General features: G+C 45.5%; 20 protein-coding genes. 10 read left to right on the top strand and 10 right to left on the bottom strand.

The window, feature by feature from the left end; all coding sequences use genetic code 11:
• Positions 1-12: 12 nt before the first annotated feature.
• The 7 genes from ACR6HW_RS09235 to ACR6HW_RS09205 are packed head-to-tail and all read left to right on the top strand — an operon-like array spanning position 13 to position 5,041.
• Positions 13-489 carry a 3-hydroxyacyl-ACP dehydratase FabZ family protein gene (locus ACR6HW_RS09235; protein ID WP_455727441.1) on the top strand — a complete coding sequence of 159 codons (477 nt, stop codon included), beginning with the start codon at positions 13-15 and terminating at the stop codon, positions 487-489.
• Positions 486-1,256, top strand: coding sequence for an SDR family NAD(P)-dependent oxidoreductase (locus tag ACR6HW_RS09230; RefSeq protein WP_455730843.1), 771 nt, complete (start codon positions 486-488; stop codon positions 1,254-1,256). Before ACR6HW_RS09235 ends, ACR6HW_RS09230 begins: the two co-directional genes overlap by 4 nt.
• Before the next feature lie 11 nt (positions 1,257-1,267).
• Positions 1,268-2,095 carry a transketolase gene (locus ACR6HW_RS09225; RefSeq protein ID WP_455730842.1) on the top strand — a complete coding sequence of 276 codons (828 nt, stop codon included), beginning with the start codon at positions 1,268-1,270 and terminating at the stop codon, positions 2,093-2,095.
• Positions 2,079-3,056 (top strand): transketolase family protein, encoded by a 978-nt coding sequence (locus ACR6HW_RS09220; protein WP_455730841.1) that lies wholly within the window; start codon positions 2,079-2,081, stop codon positions 3,054-3,056. Before ACR6HW_RS09225 ends, ACR6HW_RS09220 begins: the two co-directional genes overlap by 17 nt.
• A gap of 1 nt (position 3,057) precedes the next feature.
• Positions 3,058-4,104 carry a radical SAM/SPASM domain-containing protein gene (locus tag ACR6HW_RS09215; protein WP_455730840.1) on the top strand — a complete coding sequence of 349 codons (1,047 nt, stop codon included), beginning with the start codon at positions 3,058-3,060 and terminating at the stop codon, positions 4,102-4,104.
• Between the two features lie 36 nt (positions 4,105-4,140).
• On the top strand, positions 4,141-4,377 hold the full coding sequence (locus ACR6HW_RS09210; RefSeq protein ID WP_455730839.1) for an acyl carrier protein: 237 nt from the start codon (positions 4,141-4,143) through the stop codon (positions 4,375-4,377).
• Between the two features lie 4 nt (positions 4,378-4,381).
• Entirely contained in the window at positions 4,382-5,041 is a 660-nt protein-coding gene (locus ACR6HW_RS09205) for an MBL fold metallo-hydrolase (protein ID WP_455730838.1), read from the top strand.
• Between the two features lie 1,073 nt (positions 5,042-6,114).
• Here ACR6HW_RS09205 and ACR6HW_RS09200 read toward each other — a convergent pair.
• The 4 genes from ACR6HW_RS09200 to ACR6HW_RS09185 all read right to left on the bottom strand — a co-directional run bounded on the left by ACR6HW_RS09200 (position 6,115) and on the right by ACR6HW_RS09185 (position 10,471).
• The gene (locus ACR6HW_RS09200) at positions 6,115-7,434 is read right to left on the bottom strand and encodes an IS1380 family transposase (RefSeq protein WP_455728668.1); all 1,320 of its coding nucleotides are present in this window, start codon (positions 7,432-7,434) and stop codon (positions 6,115-6,117) included.
• Between the two features lie 346 nt (positions 7,435-7,780).
• Positions 7,781-9,100 carry an IS1380 family transposase gene (locus ACR6HW_RS09195; protein ID WP_455727928.1) on the bottom strand — a complete coding sequence of 440 codons (1,320 nt, stop codon included), beginning with the start codon at positions 9,098-9,100 and terminating at the stop codon, positions 7,781-7,783.
• A 623-nt stretch (positions 9,101-9,723) separates the two neighbouring features.
• Positions 9,724-10,140, bottom strand: a complete 417-nt coding sequence (locus tag ACR6HW_RS09190) for a hypothetical protein (protein ID WP_455730837.1) — start codon at positions 10,138-10,140, stop codon at positions 9,724-9,726.
• Entirely contained in the window at positions 10,121-10,471 is a 351-nt protein-coding gene (locus tag ACR6HW_RS09185; RefSeq protein WP_455730836.1) for a helix-turn-helix domain-containing protein, read from the bottom strand. The genes ACR6HW_RS09190 and ACR6HW_RS09185 overlap by 20 nt, the downstream gene beginning before the upstream one ends.
• Positions 10,472-10,608: 137 nt before the next feature.
• Between ACR6HW_RS09185 and ACR6HW_RS09180 the strand changes: the two genes are divergently transcribed.
• Positions 10,609-11,859 carry an MFS transporter gene (locus ACR6HW_RS09180; protein ID WP_455730835.1) on the top strand — a complete coding sequence of 417 codons (1,251 nt, stop codon included), beginning with the start codon at positions 10,609-10,611 and terminating at the stop codon, positions 11,857-11,859.
• Positions 11,860-11,907: 48 nt separating this feature from the next.
• On the opposite strand, the gene ACR6HW_RS09175 is transcribed toward ACR6HW_RS09180, so the two are convergent.
• The 6 genes from ACR6HW_RS09175 to ACR6HW_RS09150 form a co-directional block, all read right to left on the bottom strand.
• Positions 11,908-12,414, bottom strand: a complete 507-nt coding sequence (locus ACR6HW_RS09175) for a hypothetical protein (protein ID WP_455730834.1) — start codon at positions 12,412-12,414, stop codon at positions 11,908-11,910.
• Positions 12,415-12,429: 15 nt separating this feature from the next.
• The gene (locus ACR6HW_RS09170; protein ID WP_455730833.1) at positions 12,430-12,942 is read right to left on the bottom strand and encodes a hypothetical protein; all 513 of its coding nucleotides are present in this window, start codon (positions 12,940-12,942) and stop codon (positions 12,430-12,432) included.
• A gap of 64 nt (positions 12,943-13,006) precedes the next feature.
• Positions 13,007-13,504: a hypothetical protein gene (locus ACR6HW_RS09165; RefSeq protein WP_455730832.1), complete on the bottom strand. Its 498-nt coding sequence runs from the start codon at positions 13,502-13,504 to the stop codon at positions 13,007-13,009.
• A gap of 15 nt (positions 13,505-13,519) precedes the next feature.
• Positions 13,520-14,032, bottom strand: a complete 513-nt coding sequence (locus ACR6HW_RS09160; RefSeq protein WP_455730831.1) for a hypothetical protein — start codon at positions 14,030-14,032, stop codon at positions 13,520-13,522.
• A gap of 64 nt (positions 14,033-14,096) precedes the next feature.
• Positions 14,097-14,624, bottom strand: coding sequence for a hypothetical protein (locus ACR6HW_RS09155; RefSeq protein WP_455730830.1), 528 nt, complete (start codon positions 14,622-14,624; stop codon positions 14,097-14,099).
• Positions 14,625-14,638: 14 nt separating this feature from the next.
• Positions 14,639-15,151, bottom strand: a complete 513-nt coding sequence (locus tag ACR6HW_RS09150) for a hypothetical protein (RefSeq protein WP_455730829.1) — start codon at positions 15,149-15,151, stop codon at positions 14,639-14,641.
• 179 nt (positions 15,152-15,330) lie between these two features.
• Between ACR6HW_RS09150 and ACR6HW_RS09145 the strand changes: the two genes are divergently transcribed.
• Complete coding sequence (locus ACR6HW_RS09145; RefSeq protein ID WP_455730828.1) at positions 15,331-15,675, top strand: ArsR/SmtB family transcription factor; 345 nt, start codon at positions 15,331-15,333, stop codon at positions 15,673-15,675.
• Positions 15,676-16,470 (top strand): nitroreductase family protein, encoded by a 795-nt coding sequence (locus tag ACR6HW_RS09140; protein ID WP_455730827.1) that lies wholly within the window; start codon positions 15,676-15,678, stop codon positions 16,468-16,470.
• Positions 16,471-16,520 lie beyond the last annotated feature (50 nt).

Genomic DNA, 16,520 nt, shown 5'->3' with positions numbered 1-16,520 from the left:
GGAGGAAAGAATATGGCAGAACCCATAACTTTAAATAAAGCAGGCGATTTGTACGATTACTTCAGACAGACGCCGGACTATATCTTTATCGACGACATCGAGGTGGTTCCCGGTGAACGAGCGGTTGCCAGCAAGCGGCTATCAGAAGACACTTGGTATTTTAAGAGCCATTTCCCGGGAAATCCAATGATGCCGGGGGTCTTTCAGATGGAGGCGATGATGCAGGCAGGCGGTTTGATTCTCAACACGCTTCCCGGTAAAAAAGAGTTGCGCCTGTACTTCAGCGAGTCGAAGTCGGTGAAGATGTACGCAGGGGTACACCCTGGCGAAACCTTGACGGTGGACGTGGTGCTGAAGCGTTATGGCAGAGGCGTCGCATGGTTTGACGCCGAGGCGCGCGTCGGCGACAAATGCACTTCTAAGATGACGTTTTCACTAATTGCACCGGACGAAGTCCAGCAAATTATGGGGGGAGGCGGTAGCCGATGAGTCGTTTGTTGGAAGGCAAGACAGCGGTGGTTACCGGCGCCAACAGGGGGCTGGGCCGCGCGATCCTTTTAAAGCTCGCTGAGCACGGCGCACGGGTTTACGCCTGCGCCCGAACAGAAAATCCCGAGTTTGAGGCGGATTTAGAAGCGGTGTCACAGCGGTGTGGCGTCGAGATTTACCCCATTTATTTCGATATGTGCGACTCAGAGGGCATGAAGGCCGGGGTTAAAAAGATGAAGCGCTATGGGCACCCCATAGATATCCTCGTCAACAACGCGGGCATGCTCTCCGAGTACCAGCGCTTCAATATGATGGACATGGCCGGTGTTCGAAAACTCTTCGACGTCAACTTTTTCGGACAGATGGAATTGGCGCAACTGGTCTCTCGCCTGATGCAGCGGAACAAGTGCGGGAGCATCGTGTACATTTCTTCCATTGCCGCCATGGACGCCTTTTTCTCCAGTTTCGACTACGTGGCCTGCAAGGCGGCGATCAACGGGGCGATGAAACAGCAGGCGCGAGAACTCGGCGCTTTTAACATTCGGGTAAACGCCATTGCACCGGGACTCGTTGAGACAGATATGATCAAAGGGTCGGACAAAGGGCATTTAGAAGCCATTGTCCCGGCCATTGTCCTAGGGAGATTCGGTAAACCTGAAGAAATCGCAGACAGCGTCGTCTTCTTCGCCTCAGACTTGTCCACTTATGTGACGGGACAGGTGCTGAGAGTGGACGGGGGAACGACGCCGCCTAGAGCCAACTGGTAAGGGGGAACAGTATGCAGTCAAAAACAGCACTTGAGCAAATGGCCAAGCGCATTAGAAAAAGCATTATGAAAATGGCACTGAACTCGGGGACAAAAGGTGCGCACATGGGCGGCAGTCTATCGGCGGCGGACATACTGGCTGTCCTCTATGGCGACGTCATGCGTTACGACGCACAAAACCCCACTTGGGAAGGGCGAGACCGCTTTATTATGAGCAAAGCGCACAGCGCCATCGGTCTCTACGCGGCACTTCACGAAGCGGGCTTTCTTAGCGCAGACGAAATCGACGGCGCCATGCAAGGGGCATCGCCGTTTTTTAAGCACCCGAAATTCAATGTTGAAAAGGGGCTCGAATTTTCAGGCGGCAGTTTGGGACAGGGGCTGTCACTTGGCGTGGGAAGCCTTTTGGGCATGCAGGCAAAGGGCAATACCACGTCGAAGGTGTATGTGATGCTTGGAGACGGCGAATGCGATGAGGGTTCGGTGTGGGAAGCGGCTGTTTCGGCAGCGCACTTCGGCCTCAATCGGCTCACGGCGATTATCGACGTCAACGGCCTTCAAAACGACGGGACCACAGAACAGGTCATGGGGAAAGCCCACATGGCGCGACGGTGGGAAAGCGTCGGTTTTGAAACCTTCGAAGTGGATGGACACGATGTCCTCGCCGTGCGCGAAGCCCTCGCCGTGCCCACAACGGCACCAAAAGCGCTTATTGCCCATACCCGAAAGGGGAAGGGACTCAGTCTTACGGAAAACAAAGTGGAATGGCACATTGGCTATTTTACTGAAGAAATGTATCGTATAGGAATGGCGGAGATAGAACATGCAGAAGATAACTAAGAGAAACGCGCGCATTTGGTCGATGCTCGGGATGCGCCGCGTTCTAGGACAAGTCATTAACGATTTACCGGCTTTAGACGACGCGTTTGTCTTTATGACCGCCGACGTCGCACGTTATTTCGGCGTCGAGAAGTTCCAAAACGATTTTCCGCAGAGGCTGCTGGACATGGGCATTGCCGAACAGAACATGGTCGGCGTGGCCGCAGGTATGGCCAAAGAAGGTCGGCACGTTTTTGCCGCCACTTACGCGACCTTTGTAACGGCGCGGGTGCTGGATCAAGTGAGAGTGAACCTCGGGTATATGGGTCTGAATGTCAAACTCGTAGGCGTTGGCGGCGGCTTGGCAGAAGGCGATTTGAGTCCGACGCATATGGGCCTCGAAGACATCGCCAATATCCGCTCAATTCCCAACATCGCCATTGTGTCTCCGGCAGACGGGGCATCGGTGGTCAAGGCGCTCTATGCCCTCGCCGAATACGATGGGCCGGCGTATTTGAGACTGACGGGGAAAGTCAACACGCCTATGGTGTATACAGAAGACTTTGAATTTGAAATCGGAAAGAGCCATATTTTAAAAGAAGGCGGCGATTTGGCACTGGTGGCCACGGGCACACTGGTGGCGACAGCACTGGAAGTGGCAGAAAAACTCGAAGCCGCCGGAACGCGCTGTACAGTGGTGGATATGCACACGATAAAACCGCTGGACGAAGCCGTTCTCAATCAGCTGGCGGCGCACCCCTACCTCGTCACACTGGAAGAACACATGGTGGCCGGCGGCATGGGCAGCGCCATAGCAGAGTATTACGCTTCAAAGCGTACGCGCCCGGTGCAACTGATGCTCGGCGTGGAAAACAGCTACCCTATGGCAGGCGATTACGGCGATCTTTTGGAAGCCTGTGGGTTGACGGCGCCGCAGGTACTCAAACGTATAGAAGCGCTGTTGTCTGAACAGGAGGCGTGATATGGGCGTTATGAACAAACCGGAAGTGATGTCGAAGATGCGGCAGTTCATCCGAAAAGTCAAGAAAAACGGCAACAAAGTCGGGCGCATACCGCGTTCGATAGCCATTGATTACAACAACATCTGCAATTTCAAATGCGAGTTTTGCTACGAGAGAGAGGATATGGCGCACAACGGCGTATCACTGAACTTTGAAACCATTGCCCGGGTGGCAGACGAGGCTTACGAACTGGGGGTTTGGGAAATCGTTCTACAGGGCGGCGAGCTCTTAGTGGATCGAGAGAGCCTTTTTAAAATACTCGAAGCCCTAAAACCGGAACGCTTTCAGGTGATTCTCGTCACCAACGGCTACTTGTTGACCCCTGAACTCGCAGAAATACTGGCGGAGCGCGGTGTCGACTGCGTCGCCGTGAGCTTGTCGGGGATGGACGCCGAGGCATTCGACCGATCGCGAGGGGTAAAGGGGGCGCACCAGCGGGCATTACAAGCGCTTGAAAACGCGAGAAATGCCGGACTGGCCACGTGGATACAGCCTATTTTCGGTCACCACAATTCCAAATCTCAAGACTTGTTTGACCTTTTGGAATACGCCAAGGCCAATGACTACGCCACCTACTTTTTGCTCGCTATGCCCTATGGCGTTTGGAAAGACAACGTGCTGGACGCAGAAGACCTCGAAATCTTTAACCGCATTCGAAAGACCTATAAAAGTTATTTTGATACATGGGATTTCTACGATCCCAAAAAGGAAGGCATCTCCGGATGTTGGGCAATGAACAGGTTGTTTATTACGCCTAAAGGCGATGCCCTGCCTTGCCCGTTTATCAATTTAAAAGTAGGCAATGTCAAGGAACAGTCGCTGAAGTCTATATTCGACTACGGTTTCAGCATCAAGTATTTTGGCGAGTATTCGCCGGTTTGCCTCGCTGCGCAAAACAAGGCGTTTCGCAAGCAGTATTTGTCTGGGAGCACATCGATGTTTAGCCCGGTAGAGGCAAAGGCGGTTTTCATAGAGACCGATTACACGGCACCGGATACAGAAGTGTAGCGGGTCGGCAACTGTATAATAGTGGAGGACGATAAAATGAATTATGAAACGTATGTAAACGCATTTGTAGAAAGTTTTGATGTGCCGGCAGGTGAGGTTGAAGCCCTTGCGTACCAATCGATTACGGCTTGGGATTCCATTGGGCACATGAATTTGATTGCCACGCTTGAGGACGCTTTTGACATTATGATGGACACCACCGACATCATCGATTTCAGCTCTTTTGAAAAGGGCATGGAAATCCTTAAAAAGTACGACATCGAGGTCAAGTAAAGTCGTGGGCATAAAAATCGCGCGCTTTGTGGGCACAGATTATCAAAGCAACGGCTACGTTATTTACTGTGAAGAATCAAAGCGGTCGATGGTCATCGACCCCAACGACGGGGCGGCTCTAAGGGCCTTTGTAGTGGCACACGACCTGAAAAACGACTACATTGTGCTGACCCATGAGCACTACGACCACGTTGCGGCACTGGCCGAGGTCAAGCGGCACATCGGGGGCGAGGTCATCGCCTCCGAAACATGTGACCGGAAGCTCGACGAGGTGCCAAAGCTGCTTAAAAGGACGTATCGCCTACACATGCATTTCGTCGGTGCCGAGGCAAAGGCCCTGCCGGCGTTTGAGCGCGTGCCGGTGGACAGGGTGTTCACCGACGCGCTGGGTTTACAGTGGTGCGGGCGCGACATCGTTTTAAAGGCGACTGCCGGCCACTCCACAGGGAGCATTTGCATCTATTTTGTTGATGAAATGCTGTTTTCTGGGGATGCCTTATCGCTGGGAAAAACGGTGGTCACTAAGATGCTCGGCGGCGATAGAGAAGCGTATAAGCGTCACTCAGTGGCTTTTTTTGAGACGCTGCCAAAGGCTATCCGCGTGTATCCCGGACACGGTCCAGACTTTCTTCTGTCTGAAAAAACGACTTTTGACGCCTATTAAAACAGCCCTCTTTGGGGGCAGTTCACCAGTACTGACTACATATCCTTACTGAAAAGTGAAGGGATTCAGATTGGTACTAATTCTGTTGGGCGAGCGCCAGACAATGCCAGAGTAGTGGAATGCATTAGGTTTTACAACTTCGAAAGAATTCATCAATCATTGAATGACTTAACACCCTATGAGTCTGCTTAGCATGCTCTAAAATATCAAAGAAAGGAATAACCTAATTTCCTGAAAACTGTGTCTTGACATTGGGGGCTATTATAGCTAATTAACTCACCGACTCTCCGTTTCAAACAGTTGTTTTTAATTTTGGAGGGAAAGTTGAGTAAGTTTCTAGATTCTCAAGGAGGCTAAAAGTTGAGTAAAAGTCATTTTACGTTTAAAGAGTTGGTCATTCGATTATTCGTCATCGCCGTATTTCAAATTGTTTTGGTGTATGGGCTCCTAACCCACTACACAACACCATCCAAATTATGGATATTTGTTTGGGTGGGTTACAAAGTTGTCGAGTACTTACTGGTAGAATACGGTAAATTTTATGATATCGATAAAATTAGAAATCCATACAAATATTATCTGTATTTAGTGGGCTTGATATGGCTTCCAACAGCCTACTTTTTATTCGACAACGTATGGGTTATATTGGAAGGGCTGTTTATACTATGGTTCATTAATACACTTTTGTGCTACCATATGTTTGTCAAGGGGGAAAGAAAGGTTGAAAAAAAGACAGTATACAGTAGGAAGCAATTTAAAGTAAGTCTTTTGACGCTGATGTTGTATCAGCTTTTATTATTTATTCTATATGCACTGGAAGCAACGGATTTTATTTCTTTAAACTTTACATTCATAATAGAGATACTAATGGTGGTCTTTGTTTTAAATATAATAATAAGCCTGAATTATTCATGAACCCATGATATCACCAAAAATCGAGCGGATTTAAGTTTTTGCGCTTCATAATGCTTATCATAGAAGACGTCTTCCTGTTTATCACCTAAAAATGGGCAGACTTATCCTGTGGACAATACTTTTCTCGATTTTCAGATTTCAAAGTTCATCAGTTACGTTTATTCCAACTGTGGAAGTCGACGGATGTTCTCAAGAATTTCATAGAACTCATTCTTGTATGGACAACTGCTACACAGTTTGAAATGAATATATCTTGCTGCTTTAACAACCTTTGATGCGATTTTGAGCAGCTTCAATCGAATAGTATCTATCAACATTTTCTTCATGTTTTCAGGTAATACCAATCGTTTAAAGTAATTAAATAGGTTGTATGCTAGGACATGGAGCAGTAGATGATTTGCATTAACGACTTTGTCCTTACTTGGTGTTGATGCAAAGTTGAAGCCACTTTTACCTTCTTTGATAAAGTTTTCCATGGTGCCTCGATTTCGATAGAACTTAATGAGTTCTTCAGGACTGAGATCCATGTTGGTCACAATAAAGGCATACTGATTGGTTAGCTGATTGTACGGTTTCTCGACCTTGACGATAACCCGTCTAGGATAGTCCCATTTACCGGCTTGGTACAAGAACTCATCATAACGGACCACATAATCAATCATGTTATCCTTTGTAGCTTCGGTTATTTCATCATCCAAATGTTTTGCGTGAGCATACAGTATTTTGTTTGCTTTCAAGCGTATGGCATAGGATACACCATTGCTTTCACACTGTTTGTACAAGTCTGGTGTTGCAAAACCACTGTCTCCACGGAGGAACAGATGGACATCAGGATACTTTGTAAAGTATTCATCAAGTAAGGGCTGCATGAACTCGCAGACGCCTGTAGAACTATAGGCGGTACCATCTCTAAGCTCTGCTTTGAGAAGATCTCCAGTGAGTCCGTCATAGCAGAGTAAGGGGTGATATCCATGAGCTTGATAGTGGTAATTAAAGCCTTCGCCTTCCTGCTTGCCGTACGTGTTAAGTAGGGTTGAATCAAGATCAAGCAGAACTTGTTCTGGCATTTTAGTCCTGTAGGCCGATGACCTCATATGACGGATGATATCTTCAAACTGTTTGACTGTATCCCCATCCATACGGTTCCAGAACCTCGACAGTGTGGGTTGTGAGGCAAGAGCCTGTTTACCCAGAATACTTTTAAAGACAGGTTCATTGGTCAGTTCGTCTGCATCATTGTCATTAAAGTATCCAGCAAGGATTTGATAAATTAGCTGGGATAGATTTTGATGGTCTTTGTGTTTACGGAAGCTATCATTTTTGTCCGTTACAAACTGGCTGATGTGTTTATTGAAGCCAAACTTATGGGCGAATTCTTTTATGAGAAGCAGCCCCGAATCGGAGGATAAATCGCCTCCATTGAAATTTATTTTGATTTTACTATTGCTTTCGAGCTGAAGTGAACTTACACTAGACATGAAGAGTTTCTCCTTTGTTTTGGTGTTTGTGTGGTAACTACATTTTAACAAAGTTGGAGCTCTTCTTCTATTTATTTAGGTTTCACTTGATAAGTGAAAAGCAAAAGTAATCTAAAATACAGTAACTATGCGGTTTTGGGGAGTATTTCGTGAACCGTCATGAATAATTCAGCCTGAATTATTCATGAACCCATGATATCACCAAAAATCGAGCGGATTTAAGTTTTTGCGCTTCATAATGCTTATCATAGAAGACGTCTTCCTGTTTATCACCTAAAAATGGGCAGACTTATCCTGTGGACAATACTTTTCTCGATTTTCAGATTTCAAAGTTCATCAGTTACGTTTATTCCAACTGTGGAAGTCGACGGATGTTCTCAAGAATTTCATAGAACTCATTCTTGTATGGACAACTGCTACACAGTTTGAAATGAATATATCTTGCTGCTTTAACAACCTTTGATGCGATTTTGAGCAGCTTCAATCGAATGGTATCTATCAACATTTTCTTCATGCTTTTAGGTAATACCAATCGTTTAAAGTAATTAAATAGGTTGTATGCTAGGACATGGAGCAGTAGATGATTCGCATTAACGACTTTGTCCTTACTTGGCGTTGATGCAAAGTTGAAGCCACTTTTACCTTCTTTGATGAAGTTTTCCATGGTGCCTCGATGTCGATAGAACTTAATTAGTTCTTCAGGACTGAGATCCATGTTGGTCACAATAAAGGCATACTGATTGGTTAGCTGATTGTACGGTTTCTCGACCTTGACGATAACCCGTCTAGGATAGTCCCATTTACCGGCTTGGTACAAGAACTCATCATAACGGACCACATAATCAATCATGTTATCCTTTGTAGCTTCGGTTATTTCATCATCCAAATGTTTTGCGTGAGCATACAGTATTTTGTTTGCTTTCAAACGTATGGCATAGGATACACCATTGCTTTCACACTGTTTGTACAAGTCTGGTGTTGCAAAACCACTGTCTCCACGGAGGAACAGATGGACATCAGGGTACTTCGTAAAGTATTCATCTAATAAAGGTTGCATGAATTCGCAGACGCCTGTAGAACTATAGGCGGTACCATCTCGAAGCTCTGCTTTGAGAAGATCTCCAGTGAGTCCGTCATAGCAGAGTAAGGGGTGATATCCATGAGCTTGATAGTGGTAATTAAAGCCTTCGCCTTCCTGCTTGCCGTACGTGTTAAGTAGGGTTGAATCAAGATCAAGCAGAACTTGTTCTGGCATTTTAGTCCTGTAGGCCGATGATCTCATATGACGGATGATATCTTCAAACTGTTTGACTGTATCTCCATCCATACGGTTCCAGAACCTCGACAGTGTGGGTTGTGAGGCAAGAGCCTGTTTACCCAGAATACTTTTAAAGACAGGTTCATTGGTCAGTTCGTCTGCATCATTGTCATTAAAGTATCCAGCAAGGATTTGATAAATTAGCTGGGATAGATTTTGATGGTCTTTGTGTTTACGGAAGCTATCATTTTTGTCCGTTACAAACTGGCTGATGTGTTTATTGAAGCCAAACTTATGGGCGAATTCTTTTATGAGAAGCAGCCCCGAATCGGAGGATAAATCGCCTCCATTGAAATTTATTTTGATTTTACTATTGCTTTCGAGCTGAAGTGAACTTACACTAGACATGAAGAGTTTCTCCTTTGTTAGTTTGTGAGTGTGGTAACTTCATTTTAACAAAGTTGGAGCTCTTCTTCTATTTATTTAGGTTTCACTTGATAAGTGAAAAGCAAAAGTAGTCTAAAACACAGTAACTATGCGGTTTTGGGGAGTGTTTCGTGAACCGTCATGAATAATTCAGGATAAGTGATATGTTAATTGATTCAGGAAAATGGTATGAAACTAGAGACATACAAAATAAGTTTAGAATCGTAATCATTTTACTCTTTTTGATTTCTACAATAGGCGCCTATTTGATTTTTTCACAAAATGAGATACACCTTGCGTTCATTTTTGCTCAAATATTCATAGCGGCGTTTTTATTACTTTTAGTATCCAACTACCTATGCTATAAAAATTCAAACACCCCCCAAATAGATAATAAATAAATTGGATATTTATTTTTAACAGGTGTTAATGCAGTTTACATGTATTCAATTAGAGCCTTTTTTGAGGTGCCTATTAAAACAGCCCTCTTTAGGAGACGGACGGTCTTCTCCTTTAGAGGGCTGTTACATTTTTTATGAGCCTTTTGAAGATGTTTTTCAAATTAAGAAAGCTTGTTCTTACTGGAAGTGTTCCGTTGGAGCGGTTTAATGATTGAGCAAATCAATGCCTTCGCGTTCTTTTAAGGTGCGTGTAAGAAGTTCTTTAAGCGCTTCTTGTCCCAAAACTTCGTGGTAGAATGCAGCTTTGTTAAAAGCATCTATGTAATCGGAGGTGTCATAGCCGAGTTTCAGAGCCGCGAATCCCCTTCGAGCGTACAAGTGCCCGATACTGTACTGACTGCGTTGGCTGTTATTGTAGGTAATGCCCTGATTGGCATAGTTAAGCGCATCATAGAATGAGGCGTTCAGGTAGTGCATATAAGAAGCGTTCAAGTAAATTTTGGTAGGTAGCACCCCTTTTTTTAGGTCGAGGTTATGTTCTAGATACCATACGCAGAAATCTAACAGTTCCAACGCGATGGAATGGTTATTGCGGTCGTTTTCAGCAACGGCAATGTTCATAAGCAACTGGAGTTCGAGTTTGTTGTAAAAGTGCTCGCGGTAGTTGGTGGGGATTACTGGCCTCGAAGGCTTTTTCTATTTCAATCATTAAATCTGTGTATACGCCAAAACTGTCCATTCGACACGATAAAAAAATCTGAGAAATATCCTGTTTATAGGCAATGCTTAATAAATCCAGTGTCTCTTGTTTGGGAAGGGCCTTGCCGTTTTCAAGCCTGCGCAGGGTGTTTTCGTTGATACCTGTGATAGTGGCCACGTCTTTTTGTGTGAGCTTTAACTTTTTACGAATTTTTCTGATGGCATTTCCGAAATTGACGGTATTATAGTGCATTAGATGCCTCCATTAAAGAACCCCCTCACGTGAGTCGGGTGACGCTCTGAGTAATTTAGTATACAATTTATTATAAGAAAAAAAAATCTTTTGAATCAATAGACTGGATAACACAAAAGGATATTAGGAGGTATGGTGTGACGAACAAATTGTCTTCATGTTTTTACTGGTTTAGAGCCGGTCAGTTTATCTCTTCTCTTGGGAGTATGGCCGGATACATAGCGCTTTCATGGTGGATAATTGAAAAGACAGGATCGCCGACGGCACTGGGAGCAATTTTGGCGGTGCCCATCTTTATCGATACGCTGCTCAACCCATTATTGGCACCGGTTGTAGACAAATACAATAGGAAGCGTCTGTCGGTTATAGGTGACTTTTGGAGTGGGACGATGTGGTTGGTTATCGCTTTGTACGCACAAAGCGGTCATTTTTCCACAGCTGTTGTGGCGTCCCTTTATGTGGCCAATGTGTTTGGGTCGTCACTTTCGAAAGTGGCGGGCAGTGTCTTGCCGAGAATGCTCGTTCCCAAAGAAGCGTATGAAATGGCCATGCGACAAACCATTATCATAGGTAACGTATCAGCCATATTAGGGGGATTGGTCGGCGGGGTAACGGCACAATTCCTTGGGTCAGTTTTTGCCTTTGCGTTAAATGGAGGCACTTTTTTCGTTGCAGTCCTCTGTACACTATTTATTAAACAAGATACAACGCCGACGCACCAAAAAACGACTGCACAAAGCCTTTCCTTTGTGCGCCAATGGGCCATCAGCTTGAAAGAGGGATTTGAGCTTTCTCTCCGCAACAAGTTGCTTTTGAAAGTGGTATTTTTATCGGCGGGCATCCAGTTCTTTGAGTCGATGTTTACGTTGAGTCTCCCAATTTTGGTCAAGACAGGGCACGGTCTACCGGAATCGTATTACGGTTTGCTGAAGACTTCAGCGGCGGCAGGTGTTATTTTAGCAACTTTGCTTTTTAAGTCGATTAACAACCGACTGGGCTATGTTGGAGCAACATTGCTGGGCTGTGTGATGTTCGTTACAGCTATACTGTTTATTCCGTTTACAAGCGTGCTCGTACTGCCATTTTTAATGATGTTCGTCTACGGATTTGGCGACGTACTGACCAGTTTACCGCTGGGAACTCGTCTGGGCACGCACATTCCCGTACAGTTTCAGGCGCGGGTATTCTCTATATTGGGCTTTTTAAGTGGCATCGCCGCCTCTTTAGGGGCTTATGCATTTGGAATTTTTGTCGAAAAGTTTGGCATCATCTCCGTTATGGTGGGCTCGGGCATCGCTTGTGGTCTTCTGCTAACGGCTTTATTTGCAGAAGGTTCTTTGATAAAGCTTTTAAGAGGACAGACGATTATAGAGGCCGAAATGGCTTAGGCTTTACGGCCATAAATCGCCTGTTTCCCGCAGGTAATGCTATTGAAACTAAGGTTTCCTAAAATTAAGCGACAGCGCATTCCACTTGTCAGATAGAGTTTTTAAGCCGGGATCCTCTTTGGTGAAGAGTGCAGCTTCAAAAAGAGTGTTTAAGTCGGCCGCTACGCGTTCAATGGCGTCCAAGTCGTGCGCTTCAAAAGTCTGCTTTTCGACAGCTTCATAGAGGGTCTCTAGGAACGCTGTATAGTCGTCGATAATTTGACGCGTCTCGTCGTCGACACCGCGTCTCTCGGCGTTGAACTCAAAATACGCCACCGCGTCTTTAAGCTTTTCCAATTGATTGAGCAGTAGAATTGAGGCGTCTTTGGAAGCCTTTTCGCTACTTAGGCGCATGTGGTAATACGACGCATCTGTAGCGATAAAATCGAGGGTTCTTTCATAGAGACGAACACTGTCTTCGTGGTAAAAATAATCTGTTTTTATAGCACCGAGCTGATAGGCGCCGTAAGCGCACAGGAGTGCGATGCAGAGTGTTATAAGACCTGTTTTTTTCATAAGAAAACCCCTCCTTTACAATGACCAGGTATCGGGTTTAGGGTGAAGTAAAAGCTGTTCTTTAACAGACTTCCATCGCGCGCGGATGGTCTCGTAGTCACCTGGTTTCGTGTCGAAAATACGCCCCTCTTTCAATGTGGTAAAATCTTGAATCATTTTATCAATGACCTCTGCTTCAGGCGTATAGTAGTATTGATCGTCTAAAATTGACTGGTGGTATTCTGGGAACAACCGTGTGAGCGAGATGAAACTGGAATAGCTATTTTCGGCTTTAAAACGTTCAATAGCGAGGGCAAGCCGCTCCAGTTCGCCCCTACTTTGAATCAAATACTTTAGTGTATCAGGCGCCTCAGTTGTAACAGCCTCTTTAAGCTTTTGGAGCTCGGACAGCACTGTGTCGAGCTGTTCTTCGTACTGAGTGACATGAAGGTCGTGATAGGCGTCGATGCGGCTCTGTTTACCCTGTTTGTAGAAAAGGATGCTTGTCACCACGACGACGATAAGACACGCGACATAAATTTTTTTCATATAAACGAACTCCTTTTTTAATCAATAGCAATAAGGTGAGGTGTACAGGTATTATGGCCAGAACTTAAGATTTCCTAAAATTAAGCGACAGCGCATTCCACTTGTCAGATAGGGTTTTTAAACCGGGATCATCTCTGGTGAAGAGTGCAGCTTCAAAAAGGGTGTTTAAGTCGGCCACTACGCGTTCCATGGCGTCAAAATCAAAAGCCTGCGTTTCAACAGTTTCGTATAGGGTGTCCACAACGGCTGTATAGTCGTCTATAATTTGACGCGTCTCGTCGTCGACACCGCGTCTCTCGGCGTTGAACTCAAAATACGCCACCGCGTCTCTAAGCTTTTCCAAATGATTGAGCAGTAGAACTGGGGTGGTCTTGGGAAGTTTTTCTTTTCTTAGGGGAGTGTGATAGTTCGACGCAGACATAGCGGTAAAATCGAGGACTCTTTCATAGAGACGGACGCTGTCTTCGTGGTAAATATAATCTGTTTTTAGAGCGCTGAGTTGATAGGCGCCGTAAGCGCACAGGAGTGCGATGCAGAGTGTTATAAGACCTTTTTTTTTCATGAGAAATACCCTCCTTTACAATTGCCAAGTATCGGGTTTAGGGTGAAGTAAAAGCTGTTCTTTAACAGACTTCCATCGTGCGCGGATGGTCTCGTAGTCCCCTGGTTTCGTGTCGAAAATACGCCCCTCTTTCAATGTGGTAAAATCTTGAATCATTTTATCGATGACCTCTACTTCAGGCGTGTAGCGGTACTGTGCGTCTAAAATCGACTGGTGGTATCTGAGAAAATACCATGTGAGTGTGTTGAGGCTTGAATAACCGGTTTCGGTCTCAAAGCGATCTATGGTGAGGGAAAGCCGCTCCAGTTCGCCCCTACTTTGAATCAAATACTTTGCCGTATCAGGCGCCTCAGTTGTAATAGCCTCTTTAAGCTGCTGGAGCTCGGACAGCACTGTGTCGAGCTGTTCTTCGTACTGAGTGACATGAAGGTCGTGATACGCGTCGATGCTGCTTTGTTTACCCAGATTGTAGAAAAGGATGCTTGTCACCGCGACGATGATAAGACACGCGATATAAATTTTTTTCATATCAATGAACTCCTTTTTAAATCAATAGCAATAAGGTGAGGTTTACAGGTATTATGGCCAGAACTTAAGGTTTTCTAAAATTAAGTGACAGCGCATTCCACTTGTCAGATAGGGTTTTTAAACCGGGATCCTCTTTGGTGAAGAGTGCAGCTTCAAAGAGGGTGCTGATGTCGGCCTCTACGCGCTCAATGGCGTCGAGGTCGTCGTGCACTTTAAAAGTCTGCTTTTCAACAGCTTCGTAGAGGGTCTCTAGGAACGCTGTATAATCGTCGATAATTTGACGCGTCTCATCGTCAACACCACGTCTCTCGGCGTTGAGCTCAAAATACGCTACCGAATTTGAGACATTCTCTAGGCTATTGAGCAGCTGAGCAGAAGCCACAGCAGCAAAGCCTTCCTCAGAGAGTTTTACACGGTAATTTTCCATAGAGCTGTTGAAAAGGGAGGCACTTTTAACGAGGACGAGACTGTTGTTGTAGATCCGCACGCCGTCTGCGTGATAGAGCACATCGACTTTATAAGCGCTGAGTTGATAGGCGCCATAAGCGCACACGAGTACGATTAAGAGTGCAATAAAACCTATTTTTTTCATGAGATAGACCGCCTTTACAATCGAAAAATATCAGGTGACGTATTTAATATGAACTGTTTTAATGCAGCGTTCCAGCGCTCGCGAATGGTCTGGAAGTCGCCGGATTCTGTGGCGAAAATATGGGCTTTTTTTAACGCGCTAAAATTGTGAATCATATCTTCTATGGCACGCTTATCAGGCGTGTTGCTGAGTTGCTCTTCTAGCAGCAACTGGTTGTAATAGATAAATTGAAAAGACAGTGGACTTAGCGTGTTAAAGTTCACTTCAGGGGAAAAATACTCTATTGTAAAGCCGAGTTGCACCAGTTCTCCTCTACATTGAATCATATACGTTGCGGCAATGGGCGCACCTGTTGCAACCGCTGCTTTAAGTTGTTTCAGCTTTAACAGCACTGTGTCGAGCTGTTCTTCGTATTGAGTGACATGAAGGTCGTGATAGGCGTCGATGCGGCTCTGTTTACCCAGATTGTAAAAGGTCATTATCAGCAGTGCAGCTATGATGAGGTAAAGTGTTAAAATACGTTTCATTTTCAGCTCCTTTCTATATTAATAATAACATGCTTTATATAATAACGAATGAAGATTAAATATCTTACAGTTGTGACGGTTATTCGTCTCGATTTTCTTTCTCAATGTTGACGGTAGGACGATTTCTGTTAAAATAGGTTTAACCGTTTAAAGCTTTAAACCAAAAGAAAGAAGGGCAAATGATGACCCAGACAATAGAAAAAATAAGAACTGATTTTATAAGCAGCCAAAAAGTACTGATTGCCATTGGAGACGAGACACGACAACATATACTCTTGGCTCTAATGGAAGCCCCCTGCAGCGTTGGTATGCGCGTCGGCGAAATTACAGCGCGTACCCATTTGTCGCGGCCTGCGGTATCTCACCACTTAAAGATTTTAAAAGAGGCACAGGTCATTCGCATGCGGAAAGAGGGAACGATGAATTTTTATGCCGTGGACATTGAAGGCGGGTTGATCGACCTAATAGCGTTGTCAGACCATCTAAAGGAATACACGGCTTATTTGAAGGAAGGAGCGTACTAAGTGACGTATCAAGTAAATATAGATGCAGAGCGCTGTGTCGGATGCGGTCTTTGTGTAACTGATTGCCCGAGCAGGGTTATTGCAAAAGAAAGTGGCAAAGCCGTCATTACATCGGAAGCGTGTATCAAATGCGGGCATTGCGTTGCAATTTGTCCTACGGAAGCGGTGACCATCAGCGATTTAAATCCCGAGGAGGTCGTCGACTACGATACACTGCCGCCTCTGATTGCCCCTGATGCAATGATGGGCTTTATCAAGCGCTTGAGAACCATTCGCCAGTTTACAGGCGAACCGGTTGCGCCGTCTGTTATTGAAGACATCATAGAGGCTGGGCGTTTTACAGCAACGGCTGTCAACCGCCAAGGGGTGCGGTATATTGTGGTGAGGGACGATATCGATCGTTTAGAACAACTGGTGTTGCCTAAGCTACGTGGGCTGCAAAAACTCTCAAAAATCTTTGGCAAGGCGTTGCCGCTGAAAAAAGATTTGAGCAATTACACCTTTGATAGCGGTTTTGTCTTTAAGAATGCACCGGTGGCAATTTTGGTGGTTTCAACAAGCGATGTCGATGCGGCACTGGCGGCAAAGAGTATGGAGATGCACGCACGTACCCACGGACTGGGCGGCCTTCACGTCGGGATTTTTACGACTTTTGCCAATCGGTCGAACCGCATTAGGCGCACATTAAATCTTAAGCATCGGGAAAAAGTTGTGGCGTGCTTGGCACTAGGCCATCCGGATGTGACGTACCGTAGGACGGTACCGCGTCGGGAAGCCGTTGTCGAGTGGCGCTGATGTGACTTTGGTGCGTCAAAAGCAAACGTCGCCTAATGCATCGAAAACGG

The organism is Fusibacter sp. JL298sf-3, assembly GCF_053842995.1.
Note: the sequence above shows the minus strand (reverse complement) of the source record. Positions and strands in the feature narration are given on the sequence as shown.

Excerpts from the sequence above, each read along its gene's own strand:
- ACR6HW_RS09235 (WP_455727441.1), top strand. The coding sequence starts at position 13 with ATGGCAGAACCCATAACTTTAAATAAAGCAGGCGATTTGTACGATTAC.
- ACR6HW_RS09230 (WP_455730843.1), top strand. The coding sequence starts at position 486 with ATGAGTCGTTTGTTGGAAGGCAAGACAGCGGTGGTTACCGGCGCCAAC.
- ACR6HW_RS09225 (WP_455730842.1), top strand. The coding sequence starts at position 1,268 with ATGCAGTCAAAAACAGCACTTGAGCAAATGGCCAAGCGCATTAGAAAA.
- ACR6HW_RS09220 (WP_455730841.1), top strand. The coding sequence starts at position 2,079 with ATGCAGAAGATAACTAAGAGAAACGCGCGCATTTGGTCGATGCTCGGG.
- ACR6HW_RS09215 (WP_455730840.1), top strand. The coding sequence starts at position 3,058 with ATGGGCGTTATGAACAAACCGGAAGTGATGTCGAAGATGCGGCAGTTC.
- ACR6HW_RS09210 (WP_455730839.1), top strand. The coding sequence starts at position 4,141 with ATGAATTATGAAACGTATGTAAACGCATTTGTAGAAAGTTTTGATGTG.
- ACR6HW_RS09200 (WP_455728668.1), bottom strand. The coding sequence starts at position 7,434 with ATGTCTAGTGTAAGTTCACTTCAGCTCGAAAGCAATAGTAAAATCAAA.
- ACR6HW_RS09195 (WP_455727928.1), bottom strand. The coding sequence starts at position 9,100 with ATGTCTAGTGTAAGTTCACTTCAGCTCGAAAGCAATAGTAAAATCAAA.
- ACR6HW_RS09190 (WP_455730837.1), bottom strand. The coding sequence starts at position 10,140 with ATGAACATTGCCGTTGCTGAAAACGACCGCAATAACCATTCCATCGCG.
- ACR6HW_RS09185 (WP_455730836.1), bottom strand. The coding sequence starts at position 10,471 with ATGCACTATAATACCGTCAATTTCGGAAATGCCATCAGAAAAATTCGT.
- ACR6HW_RS09175 (WP_455730834.1), bottom strand. The coding sequence starts at position 12,414 with ATGAAAAAAACAGGTCTTATAACACTCTGCATCGCACTCCTGTGCGCT.
- ACR6HW_RS09170 (WP_455730833.1), bottom strand. The coding sequence starts at position 12,942 with ATGAAAAAAATTTATGTCGCGTGTCTTATCGTCGTCGTGGTGACAAGC.
- ACR6HW_RS09165 (WP_455730832.1), bottom strand. The coding sequence starts at position 13,504 with ATGAAAAAAAAAGGTCTTATAACACTCTGCATCGCACTCCTGTGCGCT.
- ACR6HW_RS09160 (WP_455730831.1), bottom strand. The coding sequence starts at position 14,032 with ATGAAAAAAATTTATATCGCGTGTCTTATCATCGTCGCGGTGACAAGC.
- ACR6HW_RS09155 (WP_455730830.1), bottom strand. The coding sequence starts at position 14,624 with ATGAAAAAAATAGGTTTTATTGCACTCTTAATCGTACTCGTGTGCGCT.
- ACR6HW_RS09150 (WP_455730829.1), bottom strand. The coding sequence starts at position 15,151 with ATGAAACGTATTTTAACACTTTACCTCATCATAGCTGCACTGCTGATA.
- ACR6HW_RS09145 (WP_455730828.1), top strand. The coding sequence starts at position 15,331 with ATGATGACCCAGACAATAGAAAAAATAAGAACTGATTTTATAAGCAGC.